The organism is Marixanthomonas spongiae (assembly GCF_003095375.1).
Classification (GTDB): domain Bacteria; phylum Bacteroidota; class Bacteroidia; order Flavobacteriales; family Flavobacteriaceae; genus Marixanthomonas; species Marixanthomonas spongiae.
The window spans coordinates 1-17,842 of record NZ_QEHR01000006.1 but is presented as its reverse complement, the minus strand read 5'-3'; the positions used below and the strand labels follow the sequence as shown (position 1 = coordinate 17,842).

The window sequence follows — 17,842 nt, the reverse complement described above, 5'->3', positions numbered from 1 at the left end:
TTTGCATGCATAAACAAACTTCACAGGTTTTCAAAACCTGTGAAGTTTAAATATTTCCGCCTTTAATCAATTAAAAAGCTGCTGTAATACCGCCAACGATTTAGGCGTTTTAAACCCTTGGGAATGGTATTGGTAATAGGTAAGCATTAAATTCAATGTTGCGGTACGTGTTTTTTTGGGGAGTCTAATTTCAGTTAAATTATTGAAATCTTTATTGAAAAAACGCTTCAAGGCTTCTACCTCATCTCCCTCTGCTGAAAAGTGGTTGTCAAAATGATTTTGAAATGTCCCCTCCTGTAAATTAAAATATGGTCGCTCCTCATGCGACGCATCGGGATAAAACCCTAAGTAACGAGACAATTTAAGAAGGAATAGAATGTGGAAATCGGCATAGGTTTCATGAATATCCAACCACTGAAATGAATACGTTAAAAACCGAAACAGTTGCGCATTGGCCTCTTCTTCTTTTATGGTGTTTTTTAAAATTTCAGAAAGAAACAGCACTAACGAAGATTTGTACACGTCGCTGTGCAGACTTTGGTAGGGATGGATGATTTTCGCTTCCCTAACATATTCCAACGCGCCTTTGTTTTTGTGATTGGCGACCATCTCGAGCTGGGTTAAAGGTTGAAACAAGGAGGTGCGGAGCTTCCCTTTTTTAGATTTTAGAATATTTCGCAGCATGTAGCTTTTCATGCCATCGGTTTCGGTATAACAGCTCACGATCAAATCGGCTTCGGAATACCGCAACGAAGAAATAACGAGGGCTTTCGTGGCAACGAGCATTACCTTACGATCATGATTTTCGCTACTTTGGTTTCTAGGGCATCGTCGGTGCTTATCAAAACCAAATAAACCCCAGAAGCGACTTTATATTTTCCAAAAGCCGTGGTGTCCCAAAGTACGCTGCCGCCTTCGCTGGTCTCTTCAAAAACGAGGTTGCCTTCGATATCGGTAATTTTTACGTTTGCATTGGCCGTAAGCCCATCGATGGTAACATTTCCACTAAATCCTGGTCGCACGGGATTGGGAAAAGCATAAACTTCGTCCAAGTTTTCACGGGGTGCCGTGGCTGTACCATTGTACGACACCAACCCTTTGTTGGTGGCAAAATATACCTCCCCACTAAAGTTGTCAACGGCGATATCCTGTATGTTGTTGGAGGGCAAGGGCGAGTTGTCTTTGGTAAAACGCAAGAGGGTTTCCTGCCCGTTGGACGACACATAAAAAACACCCGAGTTACCCGTTGCTATCCATTTGTTGTTGGAGCCATCGACCACGATTTGGGTAATGGCTTGTTCAAAAAGAAGTTCTTGAGGCACTCCGTCTTCCACAATGATTATTGCCCGGGCCTCCACATTTGCATCTTCTTCAAAAAAACTGCCAGTGTTGAAAAGCACCCTAAGCCCTTCGTAAGTGCCTATCCAAAGCCTGTTTTGCTTATCTACTGCCAAAGCCCGTACCGATATGCTGGGCAAATTGCCGTTGCCTTCGCCTTCGGTTATCTTGTTAAACTTGTTTCGGCTGGGGTCGTAGCCTAACAATCCGCTGGAGGCACTGCCGAAAAACACATAGCCTTGGGAGGTGGTTTTTACATCGGTCAACGCCAATTGACTGTTTATGTTAATGATAGAGCTCACGTCCACTCGTTGAAACTGCCCTTCTGGGGTGCGTTTTATCAATCCGTTGTCGATGAGCGACTGGGTAAACCACAAATTGCCTTGGTTGTCATAATCCATCCCGAACAGCCGGATGTTGGCTAGGTCGCCATTGGATAGGGTAACGATTTCCAACGGGCTGTTGGTTTCATCGTATAGCGCAACAGGTTGTTGGTTTTCTATTTGCAAGAGTCCTCTTTCAAAAGAAGTCATGAACACTTCTTCAAAATTATTCGGATTGATCTCTACCTGTACCAAATCGTTAACGTCTTTGCCAAATTTTGCAACAAGGTCCTCGTAGGGAATATTGGTCCACGTACCTTCCCTTAAGTTGCTAATGCCTCTAAATGTACGGGGAAATGGATTAAAGGTAACGGTAATTTCGCCATAATTCACCCAAAGTTGACCGGGAGAGGCATCGATGCTGAAACTTTGATTGAACAATGGGCCGTCGGGCAAAATCTGTTCGGCTTGGTTGCTGGCGAAGGGAACGGCCAAAATACCATCTTCTTTTGTCCCCATATAAAATATATCGTTAAAGGCATACCCAGAAAGCAATTGGTAATCAAACCCCGGCACCGATGTTACCGATGCCTGTTGCTGAAACCCTTCGGTGTACGCGTAAATAGCAGTTGAAGTGGCGATGGTCAATACGTCGTTGAAGGCCTGGAAATCGACCATACTGCCAAAATTTCCGGCTGTTGTAATCCCACCGTTGGGATTCAGTTTAAAAACCGTGTTTGCGGTATTGGCAACGTAAAGTTCCGTGCCCAATTTTTGAATGCCTTTAAAATTTCCGTTTTGTACGGTGGTCCATTGTTGAAAATCGATTAAGTTATCGCTTTCCAGCAAAGCCCTTTTTATCCCGTTGGAAGCTGTTGCCGCAAAAATATATGGCTCGGCTATTTCGGTTTGGGTAATATTGATCTGCGAACCGCCATTGCCTATAAAATAGGTGTCACCAAACTCCAAAGTCGCCAAATTATAGACGGAAATTCCATATTCGGTTGCGATGTAGAGCAGGTCTTCATATTCATCAAAGTGATTGATGTTTTTCTGGTTGGGCGGGATTACCTGTTTGTCCAGTATGTCCACCACCGTAAGCACTTTGTCTTCATCTTCACGAACAATCTCAATCAATCCTGTTTGGTATCCTATTACCAATAGGTTGTGGTTTTCGCTGTAATGGATGGTTGAAATAAACTCTCCGGAAAGACCTTCAATGGTAGAAATAGTCTGTAGCTCGTTGGTGCTTAAATCGTAAGTGAACACCGCATTTTCTGAAGCCGCATAGATTTTATCATCCCCTTGGGAAATATCCTTGATTTCGGTATATGAAAAATACCCGGTCCAGGAATCTTCAAAAGTTTGGGCACGGCTGCAAAGGGCAAAGAAAACCAAAACAGTGGTTACAACATACTTCATAAGGGATGCTTTGTTCAGAAAATATAACACGCTAAAATACTATTTATTGCAGGATTTCAATGAAAAAAGGGAAAGACAGAGTAAGGCATTACCCATTACTTTGCATAATTTAAAGAGTGTTCATGGCTATTTTAAACCACACCTTGAGCCATCATGGCATCGGCCACTTTTACAAATCCGGCAATATTGGCTCCTTTTACGTAATCTACGTATCCATCGCTTTCTTTTCCATATTTTACGCAGGCAGCGTGGATATCGTTCATAATACCGTGCAGTTTTTCGTCCACTTTTTCCTCTGTCCAACTTAAGCGCAAGGAGTTTTGGGACATTTCCAGACCAGAGGTTGCCACGCCACCGGCATTTGAGGCTTTTCCGGGCGAGAACAGTATCTTGGCTTTTTGAAACACCTCGATGGCTTCGGGCGTACAGGGCATATTGGCACCCTCACCCACACAAATACAGCCGTTATCGACCAATGTTTTGGCTTCTTCGGCGTTCAATTCGTTTTGGGTGGCGCACGGCAAAGCAATGTCGCAACTTACTCCCCAAGGGCGTTTTCCTTCGTAATATTCGGCCGCAGCATATTTTTCTACATATTCTTTAATGCGACCGCGTTTTTCGTTTTTAAGTTCCATGACAAAGGCCAGTTTTTCTTCGTCTATTCCTTCAGCATCGTAAATAAAACCCGAAGAATCTGAAAACGTCACCACTTTACCGCCAAATTGCATGGTTTTTTGGGCGGCATATTGTGCTACGTTTCCTGATCCAGATAGTACCACTGTTTTATCCTTAAAGGATTTGCCTTGGGTTTCGAGCATGTTTTTTGCAAAATAAACATTCCCATAGCCTGTGGCTTCCGGTCTAATTAAAGAGCCTCCATAGGATAGGCCCTTGCCCGTCAACACCCCTGTAAATTCATTGCGGAGCCTCTTATACTGACCGTACATAAAGCCTATTTCGCGGGAACCCACGCCAATATCGCCTGCCGGGACATCGGTATTGGGGCCAATGTGCTTGGCAAGTTCCGTCATAAAACTTTGGCAGAAATTCATAATCTCATTATCGCTTTTTCCTTTTGGATTGAAATTGGACCCGCCTTTCCCTCCGCCCAAAGGGAGCGTGGTCAAGCTGTTTTTGAACACTTGCTCAAAACCCAGAAATTTCAAGATGCTCAAATTTACCGAAGGATGAAAGCGCAAACCACCCTTATAAGGGCCTATGGCCGAGTTGAACTCTACCCTATAGCCTTTGTTAACGTGTATGTCGCCGTTGTCGTCCACCCACGGGACCCTGAAAAGAATGGTGCGTTCTGGCTCGACCATACGTTCCAGTAGCATTTTGTTTTGGTATTTTTCATTTTTTTCAATGAAGGGAATCACTGTTTCGGCTACTTCGGTCACCGCTTGTAAAAATTCGGGTTCATTGGGATTGGACGCTTCAACTTTAGAAATGAAATCCTGAATGCTTTGTTTCATCGTATAACTGGTTTTGTGTTGTGCCTTATGGTATTGACAGGATAAGGAACCTGTTTGCAATTAATTGGTTCTAAAGAATACTTTAGAATATAAGTTTACGTTATCTATTCACAAATATAAACGTAATAAGAAAAAAGGAGGTTAATTTTTTATAAATAAGCTAAATATCTACATTATATTTCACTGTTAGATATGTTTTTATATATTTGTTACCATTCAAACCAAACCCAATCGACATATGAATACCAGAAACCTACTGTTGGTATTTTTACTCTTTATTTCTGTTAAGCAGGATGTTTTGAGCCAGTTTGGCTTCTCTCACGAAATAGGTGTAATTACCGGTCCCGTTACATTTTATTCCGATTATGGGCAACGGAACGACTTTGAAACCAATGTAGGAAATGTTGGTTTTGGCATTGGTTTAATACATTACATTAACTTTTCTTACAGAGCAGACTGTAATTGTTACAGCCGCGATACCTATTTTAACGACCATTTTAAAATACGCAACGAAATAGATTACCACAAAACCAACTTGGAACATATGGGCCGTTGGGTAGATCCCGACGACAATTCGGAATTTGCACAGCAATTACGCGCAATGAAAGGTTCAACAACGGTTTTTGATATTGGCTCGCAGCTTGAATATTTCCCACTGAGCATACGGGATTTTGCCGCTGGGGGATTTAAACTTGCCCCTTTTGTAAGCTTGGGCGTGCATTATGTAAATTTCAACCCAGAAGCGACATCCAGTTTAGGACCTTTGAACGATCCTGTTTCCACACCGGTTAAATACATCAATGCTTTTCAGCAAGAGGCAGCTTCCACTTTTTCGGTGGTGGGAAGCGTTGGGGTAAGGTACAAATTGAGCCCGTTGAGCGACTTGATGCTCGACAGCCGTTGGCAGTACTATTTCAGTGATTGGGTAGATGGCCTTAATCCCGGCATTGACCAAAACGAAGTGCGCCAGGTACCCGAAAATAAAAGCAACGACTGGATTTACTGGATAAACATTGGGTACATCTATTATTTGGATTAACCCTTTTTAAAATTTCAACAAAAAACCCGGAGACTGTTTCCGGGTTTTTTTATGTTCGTGCTACAGTTTCAACCTATGGCCTGTTTAAGATCGGCAATAAGGTCGGTCGCGTCTTCAATGCCGACGCTCAACCGTATCAACGAATCGACCACCCCGGTTTTTTCCCGTTCTTTCTTTGGAATACTGGCATGGGTCATACTTGCAGGGTGACCGGCTAGGCTTTCCACTCCGCCCAAGCTTTCTGCCAAGGTAAATAGTTTTAAGTTTTCCACTATTTTAATGGCTTCTTCATAATCATTCCCTTTGGTGGTAAACGAAACCATTCCACCGAAATCGTTCATCTGTGCTTTGGCTATCTCGTAATTGGGATGGTTTTTAAACCCGGGCCAATACACTTTTTCTATTTTTGGATGATCGTATAAGTATTCGGCTACTTTTTTGCCATTTTCACAATGGCGTTGCATACGCACATGCAATGTTTTTAAGCCTCGCAGCACCAAAAAGCTATCTTGTGGCCCGCAAATACCGCCACTGGCCTTTTGAATGAAGTATAATTTTTTGGCCAGTTGTTCATCTTTTACGGCCAAAGCACCTAAAACCACATCACTGTGGCCGCCCAAATATTTAGTGGCGCTGTGCATCACGATATCGGCACCTAAATCAAGCGGACGCTGTAAGTATGGCGTTGCAAAGGTGTTGTCGACCGCCAAGAGCACATTGTGCTTTTTTGCCACCGCTGCTGCTTTTTGTATATCGATAATGTTCATCATAGGGTTGGTTGGACTTTCTACCCAGATGAGTTTTGTTTTATCGTTTATATGGTCTTCAATGGCATTGGCTTGTTGCATCCCGATGAATTTGAATTTGACGCCGAAATCTTCAAAAATAGAGGTAAACAAGCGGTAGGAACCTCCATACAGGTCGTTGGTGGAAATCACCTCATCGCCCGCTTTTAGCAATTTCAAAACGGCATCGATGGCAGCGAGGCCACTGCCAAAAGCCATGCCGTAATTCCCGTTTTCTATGCTGGCAATGGCGCGTTCCAAAGCACTTCTCGTTGGGTTGCCGCTTCGAGAATATTCAAAGCCCTTGTGGTCGCCAGGCGATTTTTGAGCGTAAGTAGTGGTTTGATAGATTGGCGGCATGACCGCTCCGTAAGCCGGGTCTGTATTTTTTTGCCCCCCGTGTATTGTTTTTGTATTGAATTTCATATCCTTTATTTCAAGTTTGTTCTTTTTCTTTTAATATAATTTTTAGTGCCATCCGCCCCAAAACTTACTACTTTTACAAACAAAGATAGCAGTTTCCCTTTGGGATGATGAATGCATTAAAATTTAAACCTATGAACAACAAATTTTTAGGCTTTTGTTTCTGCCTGTTGGTATTGGCAAGCTGTGAAAAAGAACAGCCACTTTCTTTTTCTGCGGAAAGTTTCACTGAAAAAGACCTTGCCGAATGCAACAATGGCGACTGTCCTGAAATAACCGTCAATTATTTTACGGTACAAGGCGAGGAACGTGTTTCAGAAAAAATCAATGCTGAAATAGAACAATTCATTATAGCATCGCTGAAAACAACCGATGAAGACCCCAACGCCAAAGGCATGAAGCAAGCTGCAAGAAACTTTGTGGCCACTTACCGTAAGGACTTGGAGCAATTCCCCGATATGGTTGGGGAATACGTTTCGGAAATCAACGTGCGCAACATTTTTGAAAACGATCAACTGCTATCGGTCGAAGAACAGCAGTACACTTTTACTGGTGGCGCCCACGGTTATGGCAGTACCACTTTTGACAATTTTGACCCAAAAACCGGCGCGTTGCTTCAGCAGAAAGACCTTTTTAAAGATTGGCAAGCTTTTAAGGAATTTGCTGAAAACGAATTTAGGAAACAACATAATATTTCAGAAAACGAATCGATAAACGCCACGGGATTTTGGTTTGAAAACGACACTTTTTACGTGCCCGAAAACATCGGGTTCACCAAAGACAACGTGATTATAATCTATAACCAGTACGATATTGCCAGCTATGCCGACGGCCCTATTGAACTGGAAATACCGATGGAAAAAGCCAAGGAATTTTTAGATTTTTCCGTTGAATAAGTTATTCTGAAGAAAACAATAGTTCACCAAAAAGGCGGATCAATTAAATTTAAGAAACGATGAAAAAAATATATTATTTAAGCAGTTGCGATACGTGCAAACGCATTATGAATGAAATTGGAATTCCACAATCATTTCAACTTCAGGACATAAAAACGGAGGGACTTACCGAAAAAGAGCTGGAAGAACTATATAATCTGGCCGGTAGTTATGAAGCGTTGTTCAGCAAGCGGGCGCAATTGTACAAAAAACGCAATTTAAAAGAACAGCAACTGCTGGAAGAGGACTTTAAAAACCTGTTGCTGGAACACTATACCTTTTTAAAACGGCCGGTTATTGTAAACAATGACGAAATCTTTATTGGCAACAGTAAAAAAACGGTAGAAGCAGCTAAAAATTCAATCCACAGCAGCTCATGAACAGTAGGGTATTGGCGTTGTTAGCGGCTACCGCGGCCAGTGCCATTTATGGACTAAACCACACCATTGCAAAAGGCTTGATGCCAACCGTAATTGAACCTTACGGGTTTATCGTGCTGCGGGTGGGCGGTGCTGCCGTATTGTTTTGGGCTATCAGTATTTTTTATCCTTCGGAAAAAATAGCGAAGCGCGATTGGCTGCGCATTATTGCCTGTGCCTGCTTTGGGATGGTGATTAATATGTTGATGTTTTTTAAGGGCCTCAGCTTGTCAACGCCTATCAATAGCTCGGTGGTGATCACTATTTCGCCGGTTTTGTTGCTTATCCTTTCTGCTTTGTTTTTAAAGGAGCGTATTACCGTGCGTAAAGCCGTGGGCATCGGCATGGGATTGGCTGGAGCCTTGGTGCTCATTCTTTTTGGGGTGAAGGTACAGCCCAATGCGCCCAACATACCATTGGGGAATCTGTTGTTTATTGTAAATGCCACTTCGTATTCGGTCTATTTGATATTGGTGAAACCGCTGGTGGCCAAATACAGTTCCATAACCTTGATGAAATTGTTTTTCCTGCTTGCCACCATAATCAACCTTCCCATTGGTTTTACCGAGTTTATAGCTGTGGATTGGTTTAATTTATCCTTTAACGCCATTTGGAAATTGGCCTTTGTAGTGGTGGGCACGACGTTTTTAACTTATTTGTTCAATATTTATGCTTTAAAACAGCTTAGCCCATCGACCATTGGTGCATTTATCTACCTGCAGCCGGTGCTCGCTGTGTTATTTGCTGTTTTGTTAGGGGCCGATACCCTAACACCGATAAGAATTGTGGCAGCGGTATTGATCTTTTTAGGAGTTTATCTATCTTCAAGGAAACCTAAAAAGAGAAAAAAAATACGTGCTTAAAATTAGGGTAAAGGACTTAATGAAAGGTTTTGGGCTTAAAACCTCTTCCGACCCGTTCGCTCCGTTTTGAGCCACCCCTGCCTGCCGTGCATTCAGGCAGGTTCTCCTGACAGGGGAAGAAGCCAAAATAGGGTACGCCCATGGCAAACCGTCAGGCGAGCACAGCACTTCCTCACGGAAAGAGAATAGGCTTGGTGTTTATTTGAAAATGTAAACAACAGTTATAAAAAAAAGAGCCCCGAAAGGCTCTTTTATATTGTATTATGAAAATGTGAATTACCAAATGCGCACACGCTCCTCTGGCGCTAACCACATAGAATCGCCTTCTTTAATATTAAACGCTTCGTAAAAAGCATCCACATTTTGTAAAGGCTGTGTGGCACGGTAACGTCCTGGTGAGTGCGGATCGGTCTTTACCTGCTCGCTCAACGACTCTTCCCGCTGTTTTGTGCGCCATACGGTGGCCCAGCTCATAAAAAAGCGTTGTTCTGGGGTAAAGCCATCAATTTTCCCGGGACGGCCGTTCTTTTCGTAAAAACGCTGCAAACCATCATAGGCAGCCAATACGCCACCTAAATCGCCAATGTTTTCGCCCAAGGTGAACTTACCGTTGATAAATACGCTGTCCAATACTTCGATATTGCTGTACTGTTCGGCTAGTTTATCTCCTCTTTCGGTAAAATTTTCCAGGTCTTTATCGGTCCACCAGTTTACCAAGTTTCCGTTGGCGTCAAAACGGGAGCCGCTATCATCAAAAGCATGGGAAATTTCGTGACCGATCACCGCTCCAATTCCGCCGTAATTTACAGCTTCGTCTGCTTTGTAATCATAGAAAGGTGGTTGTAAAATCGCCGCTGGGAACACGATTTCGTTGTTAAATGGATTGAAGTACGCGTTCACGGTTTGTGGCGACATGCCCCACTCGGTACGGTCCACAGGTTCATTTATTTTACTCAAGTTGTCTTCCAGGTTCCACTTGCCAACAGCAGTCATATTTTCATAATAGCTGTTGCCCGGTTTTACTTCCATGCTCGAATAATCTTTCCACTTGTCGGGATAGGCGATTTTAACAGTAAACTTATCCAGTTTTTCAATGGCTTTGGTTTTGGTGCTGTCGCTCATCCATTCTAAGTTGTTGATGCGGTCTTTGAAGGCTACAATGATATTATCTATCATGTTTTCAGCTTTTTCCTTCGCTTCTGGTGGGAACATTTCATCTACGTACAATTTACCAACGGCTTCACCTACGGTATTGTTTACGGTTTTCAACGCCCGTTCGTCCGCGGGTTTTTGCTTTTTGCTTCCGTTAAGGTACTTGCTGTAAAAGTCCCAGTTTGCCTTATCAATTTCAGTAGTGAGCATTCCTGCAGCGTTGTTTAATGTTGCCCAGCGTAATTGGGTTTTCCAAGTATCTACATCGCCGTTTGCAAGGGTTTTTTGAACCACATCCATATACTTAGGCTGCATCACAATTAAAGTATCAACGTCTTTGGTTACGCCTAGATCATCTAATGCCTGTTCCCAGTTAATGGCCGGCACCATATTCTGTACTGCTTCCATAGAACGCGGGTTGTTGAAATTTCTGAAATCACGACTCGCCACCTTGTCCAATCTTGGTTCAGCCAGTTTCGTTTCGAAAGCCAAAATGGTTTCAGCTTGTTTGCGTGCTTCTTCCTCGGTATCACCCAAAAATTGAAGCATACGGGTGATGTGGTTGACATATTCTTCGCGTATTTCAACAGATTTGGCATCGGTATTGGTGTAGTAATCCCGATCTGGAAGACCAAGCCCGCCCGGCGTTATATAGGCTGCGTTCATCGCGCTGTTGCTTGGGTTTGAAAATGCTGCAATGCCAAAAAACGGTTGGCTTACCAGCGTGGCGTTTTCGGTGATTACTTTTTGCAAATCTTCTACCGAAGAAATGCTTGCAATTTTATCTAATGCTGGCTGTAATGGCTTTACCCCAGATTCGTTACGAGCCACCGTATCCAGTTTTGATTCAAAGATCATCAAGGCCTTTGCTTGGTCGGTATCATCGGCATATTTGTCGCTTTTCTCGGCTTTTTCAAGAATGGCCAACATATCGTGGTCGGTTTTCTTTCTCAACACGCCAAAACCGCCCCAACGCACTTGATCGTCTGGTATTTCGGTGTTTTTCATCCACGTGCCGTTCACGTAATTGTAAAAATTGTCCTTAGGATCCACGGTGGTATCCATATTTGCAAGTATGATCCCGTGCTCTTCTTCTTCGGCCTGAGCCATTTTCTTGTCCTTGTTATCGCAGGCGCTTACCGCAAATGCAAGGGCAGCAATAGCAATAACAGGTGCTACAAAATTTGTTTTCATTGTGTGATTATTGAATTAGTACTTCTTAAAGTTTGAATTGTATAAGTAGCAACTATTTAGTTTTGTTACACTTATTTTTGGTTTTTGTCTTTTAATTCTTGCTGAAATATCGAGTCGCGAATCTTTTTTTGTTTTTCGATTTCTTTTTTCTCAGCATCGATGCGCTGTTGGTCTATGGCGTCTTTTTTGAATTTATCATTGATTTGAACCATTAAATTGCTGGCGGCATTGTTCATCTCGGTAATATAGGTTTGAAGCGTTGCCGAGTCGATACGCGTTCGGTGCACCAATTGATCCAATAAATGGGCTCTGGTCTTCGCGACCATGACCCGTGATTCTATAGCCTGCACGGCTAAGGTATCGGGTAATTTTTTTGCGATGGAATCGGTATAAACCACCAAGCGTTCGCTGTTGTTTTTTAAAGCTTCCACCGTGGCTCCGTTAATGGATTTTACTTGGGTTTCAAAATCCTCGAAACCGCCCCATTTGCTGGTAAAGGTGCGGGCTTTTTCGGTAAGTTGAGGAAAAGGATAGTTGGTATTCCCATAACGGATATCGGCATGTTCTTCCAAGACATCCGGTTCTTCTTGGGGTTCTTCATTTCCGCAGTTAACCAGAAACACTCCTAAAGAAACTGCTGTTAAAAAAAATAAAATTCGATTCATTGCAATTACCTACAAGAGACAAAGATACGGGTTCTGTTGAAATTAAGTTGGTTTCGGGCAAAAGAAGTCCTTTGTAGAATGAGTATCTTTGCAGCGTTTAAACTCCATTAACTTTTCAGTATGAAAAAAAGAATCCTCATTATTGGCGCTTGCGGACAAATAGGAACCGAACTCACCAACTTTTTACGAGAAAAACACGGCTCTCACAAGGTGATTGCCAGCGATATACGCGAAGGAGACGACGAATTGATGGAAAGCGGCCCTTTTGAGGTGCTGGATGCCATGGATTATGATGCCGTGCAAGATGTGGTGATCAATTATGAAATTACCGATGTGTACCTCATGGCCGCCATGCTTTCGGCCACTGCCGAGAAATTCCCGATGAAAGCCTGGAACTTGAATATGGATTCGCTTTTCAACATATTGAACCTTGCCAAGGAAGGGAAAGTAAATAAAGTGTTCTGGCCATCCAGTATTGCGGTTTTTGGCGCTACCACTCCAAAGCAAGACACCCCGCAACGCACCGTGATGGAACCTTCTACCGTATATGGCATTAGCAAACAAACCGGCGAACGGTGGTGCGAATACTACAACAAACGTTTTGGGGTCGATGTGCGGAGCATCCGGTATCCCGGGATTGTGAGTTATAAAACACTTCCGGGCGGCGGCACGACCGATTATGCCATCGATATTTTTCACAAAGCCTTAAAACACCAAAATTACATCTGTTTTTTAAATGCCGAAACAACATTGCCCATGATGTATATGGAAGATGCCATTAGGGCTACCGTAGGCATTATGGAGGCCGATGAGGCAGACATTAAAATACGAAGCTCCTACAATTTGGCTGCAATGAGCTTTAATCCTGAAGAGATTTCAGAAAGCATTAAAAAACACATCCCTAATTTTGAGATAAGTTACCAACCCGACTTTAGGCAAGACATAGCCGACTCTTGGCCCAGCAGCATCAACGACAGCGCAGCCCGCGACGATTGGGGCTGGCAGCATCGATACGCCTTAGATGAAATGACGGAAGAGATGTTGGAGAATTTGAAGGGGGAGTACGCGTAACGCATTCAAAATCTAAGATTGGACTTTATGTAAAATAAAAAGGCAGCTGCGTTGCATCTATCTTTTCTTTAAATATGCTCAACAAACTCCAAAAACACCTTTTTATGCCGTTCCAGGTCTAAATTACCGGAAACGGAAACCCGGACAATATAATCCTTGTCGCCTTCTTTGGTCGTTCCCTGCGTGGAAGTTGCGGGGATGGTCCAATAACAGCCTTTTAACTGCCCGTAGCTTACGCAAAATTTGCTTTCATCAGGAATTTCGGTAATCATTAAGTTGATCAGTTTCAAATTCAAGGCACGTTTATGTGCTTCTTTTTCTTCAGCCGTATTTCCTTTTGTGGGGAGGTCCAACGAAAATACCGATGGTGTAAATCCTTTTTGCGCTAGTTCGTCTGAAACAAAGTTGATCTTTGCTTTTGGTAAAACATCATGGATAAAGGTTACAAACTCACGGGTGTTTTTATACGCATCCTTGATCCGTTGGTTCATGGAAGGCATTTGTTTTGCGAGTATTTCATATTGAAGATCGGTAGCTTCGTTATCACAAAGGTTTAGATGTGTTTCAATTTTATCTAATAGCGAATTAGTTTTTGTATTTCCTACACAATACCCAGCTGTACATTTTCCGCCGCTCGGGAATTTCGACCCGCTAACATACGAAAGTGCCCGTCCCGTTGCGAGTATTTCGCCTTTCCCCAGAAAATGAACATTGGGGCAAAAAGTTTGGTCTAAAATAAACACGGGATCGATCGCCGTTTTACCTGTTGCGGTTTTGCGTTCAGCATTTAAAACGTCTTTCAGTTTTTGAAGGTTGGGAACCTCCACCCTGGGGTTTGTAGGAATTTCTGCAATTATATACGGCACGGCATCTTCGTTCGCGACCTTAGTTAAAACCGTATCCAGGCTTTTAACCATATCGTTATCGCCGTCCACCGGCAAATCCACCACCTCAACAGTATCAAGGCAGGCGGCTACACGTCTTGCTTGATCGTTTGTGCCGCCATAACAATTGGGAGGGACAATAAATTTAATGGGTTTTCCTTGATGGTTTTCCAGTGCATCGTGCACAAGCCCCATCATAATCGCATACTGCATCGACAAGCCCGAAGAAGCGACCAGCGCCTTGGTGGTTGTACCGGCAATGTTATGGATGGATTCCACAACACTGCGTTTATTGGTTTCCACCGTGTTTTTTTGAGGTTTTAGCGAAGCGTCTTCCACTAAAGACTGTAAGGCAGCATAACAGTTATCTGGTGTCATGGCAATGGTTTCCCTTCGCCGAACATGCTGTATTTCTGAAATGTAATTTTCGTTTTGCGATCCATTAACCATAAGAATACTTCCAAGATGTCCATACAGATTGATGGAAAAGTCAACTTGTGAAGGTAGGTTGCCAGCAGAAATTTTATCAGCTTCTGAAATGAGAATGGTACTACCATCGTATTCTGAAATATCTGAAACGTTTTCTATCTTCCTTAAATCAAATTGATATTCGTAAACCTGCTGAATCACCTCAGCATCAAAATCTTCAGGTAATTTACCTGTGTAAACAATTTGAGTACGCTTATTATCCAATGAATTTTTCCGTAGAATGGCCAAAACAGGAATTGTCTTGGATTGAAAACTGATTACCTTTTCTGGGTTTAGTTGATGCATATTGGCTATCGCCCATTCCAATATACACGATAACGGATGCCCTAACCGAATATAGTCGTAGGCAGTGGGTAATGCACTGAGTTTGGAGGTTTCAGCATTATTGTTATTAAACAAGGCTTCAAACTGTTCTAAAAACTGGGTTTTAGCTAATTCTTCATTATAAATATCCAGTCGATGGGTGGTGAGTTTCAACCAATCTGTTGGCATATTTTCTAAGACATCTTTTATATACTGTAGCATTTTATTCTCTTTCATAATTTTCTTTTAGATAAGCTGAAACATACGGTATTTAGCTTTGTTTTGAAAGTGTTGTAGTAGGTTTTTAATGAAAAATGTTTGGTGTGTATTTGTTTATGTTTAGCTGAGTGATTAAGCTCAAAATTCAAAAAACACAAATTGGACTTGCTTGGCTACATTCGTAAAAATAAGAATCCTTACAGATCGAAATTTGTAAGTAAGAAAAAATCAATTATAGCGACCTTAAATATTTTTATTCCAGAGGTTTTTGTTTTGTTCCTCTAAAATTAATTATTTCGATCAATTCCTTTTCAGGTGGAATTCTGTAGATTATATAATTGTTTTTATCTATCAATCCTTGTGGACATTTTTAAATTTTCCGGTGGGAGGACAGATTTTTGGATATTTACGAATACGATTTAAAAGGTCTTGTAAATTCTGTTCTAAATTTAGAATTTCCATTACTGTCCTTCTTCTTCTAAAAAATCAATAACCTTATCTAAGCCTTCGTCTGCTTGGGGTGTCCAAACAATTTTTAGTGCTATTTATCAAATCGTTTCATCACAGTTTTATTAGCTATATAATCTTCTTTGTCTGCTTGATTTAAACCTGTTTTGATTTCTTCTTGCTCTTTTTTAGACATTTCATTCCACCAATCCCCTTGTTCTTCTTGAAAAACTGTTTTAAGTTTTTTTAGTAGGCTTTCTTTCTGTGTTTGCAGTAAAAGATGCATTAATTCTAATTTTGTGGCTTCTATATTCATAATTCCTACTTTTATAACAACAAAGATAGCTTTTTTATCTACAAATTTCTTTACCGACTGTTATAGTTGGGAACAGTTAAACCTATTTGGAATTTCCCGAAGTGTTCCGCATAAACATTTCGACCACACCTGCTTGCTCAACGTAAGTAAGCGGCTCAATACAGCGCTTCTCTTCTTTTCTCGTAGCCTCGCCAAGAATCACTTCGACAGGCTCAGCATAAACTTCTCTTCTTTTCTCGTAGCCTCGCCAAGAATCGAACTTGGATCTAAAGTTTAGGAAACTTCTATTCTATCCATTGAACTACGAGGCCGATTTACAACTAAATTAAGTGCCTATTACCTATATTTACAGAGGCTATCAGCGCCATAATATCAATATATTATATAAAATCACTACCACTTCATTAGATTTCTAATATATTTCTTAATTTGTTCTGCAAATGTTCTACAATGAAATTTAATGATACTTCTTTCAAATTTATTATCAGACCTTCAAAGATAAACAATGAGGGTCATATTCATTTAAGAAAAATTAAAAATAGGAAAAAGACATACGAATCGCTAAGATTACCACGATTAAAGATTAAATATTGGAATGAAAGTACTCAGAGAGTAAGGAAATCAAACCAGATTGATTACAAATTATATAACAATAAAATAGAAGCAAAATTAAAAGAAATAAAATCATCACACGGCCCCCTGGATCCTAGTAAAAGAGCTTCTTTGGTTCATTTTTTTAATCATTATTTAAAGTCTACTTCCTTAAATCCAGGAACAAAAAGCAAATATTTCACAATACTAAAGAAGTTAAAATCCTTTAGAGATTCGGAAAATTACAGTGACATAAAGTTCAAAGACTTTAATGTTGCTATGATTAGCTCTTTCTTTGAATTTATGAGAAACAATGGTCTAGAACAAAATACTTGTCGAAATTATTTAAAAGTTGTTAACTCAGTTGTCCGAAAGGCGCAAAAAACAGAAGGTTATTATAATGTTCCAAATCACTTTATCAACTATAAATATCCGAAGCAACTGAACAAGATCAAAGAGGTACTTTCAAAAGATGAGATTCAAAAAATTATCAGTTTTGAAACAGTTAAAAAGGAAATAGAAAAAACTAGAAGTATGTTTTTATTTCAATTATTTTCGAAAGGCATGAGGGTTTCAGATCTTCTATTACTCCGATTCAATAATCTTACATCCGGACATTTGAAATATACTATGTTTAAAACGAAAAATAGTATGTTTATGAAATTATTGCCCATACATTTTGAATTATTAGAGCCATTTGTATGTTTTGAAACAAAAGTTGATGATGTTTTCCTTAATTATGAAAAAAAGCAAAGATTACGTTATAAGTCTATAAGGAATAAATTTAATGACTGGAGCCCACCTCGGGAGGATGGAAAGCCTCAGGACAGGCTTTTTAAAAGAATCAATCCTTTAAAATATGCGCCAATTTACATTGAAGTTTTTGAAGAAATAAAACCTGTTTTACACGGCAAATATTATGTCGACTCGTATCAAGAGATACTTTGCAGCATGAATTTGGAAGAGATCAAAAATGAACTAATAAAACTCGAATCATTTAAAAGGGAAAGAGGCTATAGTAAGATAGGAAATAATTCCAAAGTCGAGATCTCCAAAGAAATTTTTTTTAAAACTCAAAAATTCCTTCCGCACGTAATCAAGGATGTAAAGTCAAAAATTGATAAGTTGGAAAAAAAATATTTTAACAAGAAGCGAGAAGAACTTGAAGAATTGGCAACAAACCCCCACACCAAAAACCAATTTTTATTTGATTATTTACCCAATGAAGATTTTAGCAATATTGGCCAAAAAAACGATTTTTCAAGAATTTCCGAAAAGCAATACAGTCGTATAAATAAAAAGTCTATAGTCTATAATAGGCAACTGAAAAAACTCCAAAAAGAAGTGGGAATTTCAAAAAACGACACTATCCCACTAAGTGTGTAAGTTTAAAATAACAGGGGTTGGACTTTTTTAAAGTCTGACCCTTTTTTCATAGATCGTTAGGAACTGATTTAAAATGATGCCCCAGTTCCTTATAGGCATTGTC

14 protein-coding genes and 1 tRNA gene are annotated in these 17,842 nt (G+C 40.8%); 6 read left to right on the top strand and 9 right to left on the bottom strand.

The annotated features are described in order from the left end of the window. Positions 1-66 precede the first annotated feature (66 nt). The 3 genes from recO to gdhA all read right to left on the bottom strand — a co-directional run bounded on the left by recO (position 67) and on the right by gdhA (position 4,558). On the bottom strand, positions 67-786 hold the full coding sequence (recO, locus tag DDV96_RS09750; RefSeq protein WP_116694588.1) for a DNA repair protein RecO: 720 nt from the start codon (positions 784-786) through the stop codon (positions 67-69). After that, positions 786-3,083 carry a type IX secretion system anionic LPS delivery protein PorZ gene (gene porZ / locus DDV96_RS09745; protein WP_116694587.1) on the bottom strand — a complete coding sequence of 766 codons (2,298 nt, stop codon included), beginning with the start codon at positions 3,081-3,083 and terminating at the stop codon, positions 786-788. Before porZ ends, recO begins: the two co-directional genes overlap by 1 nt. Before the next feature lie 131 nt (positions 3,084-3,214). After that, on the bottom strand, positions 3,215-4,558 hold the full coding sequence (gdhA, locus tag DDV96_RS09740; RefSeq protein WP_116694586.1) for an NADP-specific glutamate dehydrogenase: 1,344 nt from the start codon (positions 4,556-4,558) through the stop codon (positions 3,215-3,217). A 238-nt stretch (positions 4,559-4,796) separates the two neighbouring features. On the opposite strand from gdhA, the gene DDV96_RS09735 reads away from it, so the two are divergent. Continuing rightward, positions 4,797-5,597 carry a THC0290_0291 family protein gene (locus tag DDV96_RS09735; protein WP_165805998.1) on the top strand — a complete coding sequence of 267 codons (801 nt, stop codon included), beginning with the start codon at positions 4,797-4,799 and terminating at the stop codon, positions 5,595-5,597. A 68-nt stretch (positions 5,598-5,665) separates the two neighbouring features. On the opposite strand, the gene DDV96_RS09730 is transcribed toward DDV96_RS09735, so the two are convergent. Then, a complete protein-coding gene (locus tag DDV96_RS09730; protein WP_116694585.1) occupies positions 5,666-6,808 on the bottom strand; it encodes a trans-sulfuration enzyme family protein in 1,143 nt (380 codons plus the stop codon). A gap of 131 nt (positions 6,809-6,939) precedes the next feature. On the opposite strand from DDV96_RS09730, the gene DDV96_RS09725 reads away from it, so the two are divergent. Genes DDV96_RS09725 through DDV96_RS09715 form a run of 3 tightly spaced genes read left to right on the top strand, consistent with a single transcriptional unit; the run spans position 6,940 to position 9,022 of the window. After that, complete coding sequence (locus DDV96_RS09725) at positions 6,940-7,701, top strand: DUF3298 and DUF4163 domain-containing protein (protein ID WP_165805997.1); 762 nt, start codon at positions 6,940-6,942, stop codon at positions 7,699-7,701. Between the two features lie 59 nt (positions 7,702-7,760). After that, the gene (locus tag DDV96_RS09720; RefSeq protein ID WP_116694583.1) at positions 7,761-8,120 is read left to right on the top strand and encodes an arsenate reductase family protein; all 360 of its coding nucleotides are present in this window, start codon (positions 7,761-7,763) and stop codon (positions 8,118-8,120) included. Further along, positions 8,117-9,022, top strand: coding sequence for a DMT family transporter (locus DDV96_RS09715; protein ID WP_116694582.1), 906 nt, complete (start codon positions 8,117-8,119; stop codon positions 9,020-9,022). Before DDV96_RS09720 ends, DDV96_RS09715 begins: the two co-directional genes overlap by 4 nt. Before the next feature lie 276 nt (positions 9,023-9,298). On the opposite strand, the gene DDV96_RS09710 is transcribed toward DDV96_RS09715, so the two are convergent. Continuing rightward, positions 9,299-11,368: a M13 family metallopeptidase gene (locus tag DDV96_RS09710; protein WP_116694581.1), complete on the bottom strand. Its 2,070-nt coding sequence runs from the start codon at positions 11,366-11,368 to the stop codon at positions 9,299-9,301. Between the two features lie 71 nt (positions 11,369-11,439). Beyond that, positions 11,440-12,033, bottom strand: a complete 594-nt coding sequence (locus DDV96_RS09705) for a hypothetical protein (protein WP_116694580.1) — start codon at positions 12,031-12,033, stop codon at positions 11,440-11,442. Between the two features lie 120 nt (positions 12,034-12,153). Between DDV96_RS09705 and DDV96_RS09700 the strand changes: the two genes are divergently transcribed. After that, the gene (locus DDV96_RS09700) at positions 12,154-13,104 is read left to right on the top strand and encodes an NAD-dependent epimerase/dehydratase family protein (RefSeq protein ID WP_116694579.1); all 951 of its coding nucleotides are present in this window, start codon (positions 12,154-12,156) and stop codon (positions 13,102-13,104) included. Positions 13,105-13,172: 68 nt separating this feature from the next. Here the strand turns inward: DDV96_RS09700 and DDV96_RS09695 are convergent, their stop codons facing one another. The 3 genes from DDV96_RS09695 to DDV96_RS09680 form a co-directional block, all read right to left on the bottom strand. Further along, a complete protein-coding gene (locus DDV96_RS09695; protein WP_116694578.1) occupies positions 13,173-15,017 on the bottom strand; it encodes a PLP-dependent aminotransferase family protein in 1,845 nt (614 codons plus the stop codon). 523 nt (positions 15,018-15,540) lie between these two features. After that, the gene (locus DDV96_RS09685) at positions 15,541-15,762 is read right to left on the bottom strand and encodes a hypothetical protein (RefSeq protein WP_116694577.1); all 222 of its coding nucleotides are present in this window, start codon (positions 15,760-15,762) and stop codon (positions 15,541-15,543) included. Between the two features lie 239 nt (positions 15,763-16,001). Beyond that, positions 16,002-16,073, bottom strand: a tRNA-Arg gene (locus tag DDV96_RS09680). 139 nt (positions 16,074-16,212) lie between these two features. Between DDV96_RS09680 and DDV96_RS09675 the strand changes: the two genes are divergently transcribed. After that, positions 16,213-17,739 (top strand): phage integrase SAM-like domain-containing protein, encoded by a 1,527-nt coding sequence (locus DDV96_RS09675; protein WP_116694576.1) that lies wholly within the window; start codon positions 16,213-16,215, stop codon positions 17,737-17,739. Positions 17,740-17,842 lie beyond the last annotated feature (103 nt).

Coding starts and splice junctions, on each gene's coding strand:
- recO (WP_116694588.1), bottom strand. CDS start 786: ATGCTCGTTGCCACGAAAGCCCTCGTTATTTCTTCGTTGCGGTATTCC.
- porZ (WP_116694587.1), bottom strand. CDS start 3,083: ATGAAGTATGTTGTAACCACTGTTTTGGTTTTCTTTGCCCTTTGCAGC.
- gdhA (WP_116694586.1), bottom strand. CDS start 4,558: ATGAAACAAAGCATTCAGGATTTCATTTCTAAAGTTGAAGCGTCCAAT.
- DDV96_RS09735 (WP_165805998.1), top strand. CDS start 4,797: ATGAATACCAGAAACCTACTGTTGGTATTTTTACTCTTTATTTCTGTT.
- DDV96_RS09730 (WP_116694585.1), bottom strand. CDS start 6,808: ATGAAATTCAATACAAAAACAATACACGGGGGGCAAAAAAATACAGAC.
- DDV96_RS09725 (WP_165805997.1), top strand. CDS start 6,940: ATGAACAACAAATTTTTAGGCTTTTGTTTCTGCCTGTTGGTATTGGCA.
- DDV96_RS09720 (WP_116694583.1), top strand. CDS start 7,761: ATGAAAAAAATATATTATTTAAGCAGTTGCGATACGTGCAAACGCATT.
- DDV96_RS09715 (WP_116694582.1), top strand. CDS start 8,117: ATGAACAGTAGGGTATTGGCGTTGTTAGCGGCTACCGCGGCCAGTGCC.
- DDV96_RS09710 (WP_116694581.1), bottom strand. CDS start 11,368: ATGAAAACAAATTTTGTAGCACCTGTTATTGCTATTGCTGCCCTTGCA.
- DDV96_RS09705 (WP_116694580.1), bottom strand. CDS start 12,033: ATGAATCGAATTTTATTTTTTTTAACAGCAGTTTCTTTAGGAGTGTTT.
- DDV96_RS09700 (WP_116694579.1), top strand. CDS start 12,154: ATGAAAAAAAGAATCCTCATTATTGGCGCTTGCGGACAAATAGGAACC.
- DDV96_RS09695 (WP_116694578.1), bottom strand. CDS start 15,017: ATGAAAGAGAATAAAATGCTACAGTATATAAAAGATGTCTTAGAAAAT.
- DDV96_RS09685 (WP_116694577.1), bottom strand. CDS start 15,762: ATGAATATAGAAGCCACAAAATTAGAATTAATGCATCTTTTACTGCAA.
- DDV96_RS09675 (WP_116694576.1), top strand. CDS start 16,213: ATGAAATTTAATGATACTTCTTTCAAATTTATTATCAGACCTTCAAAG.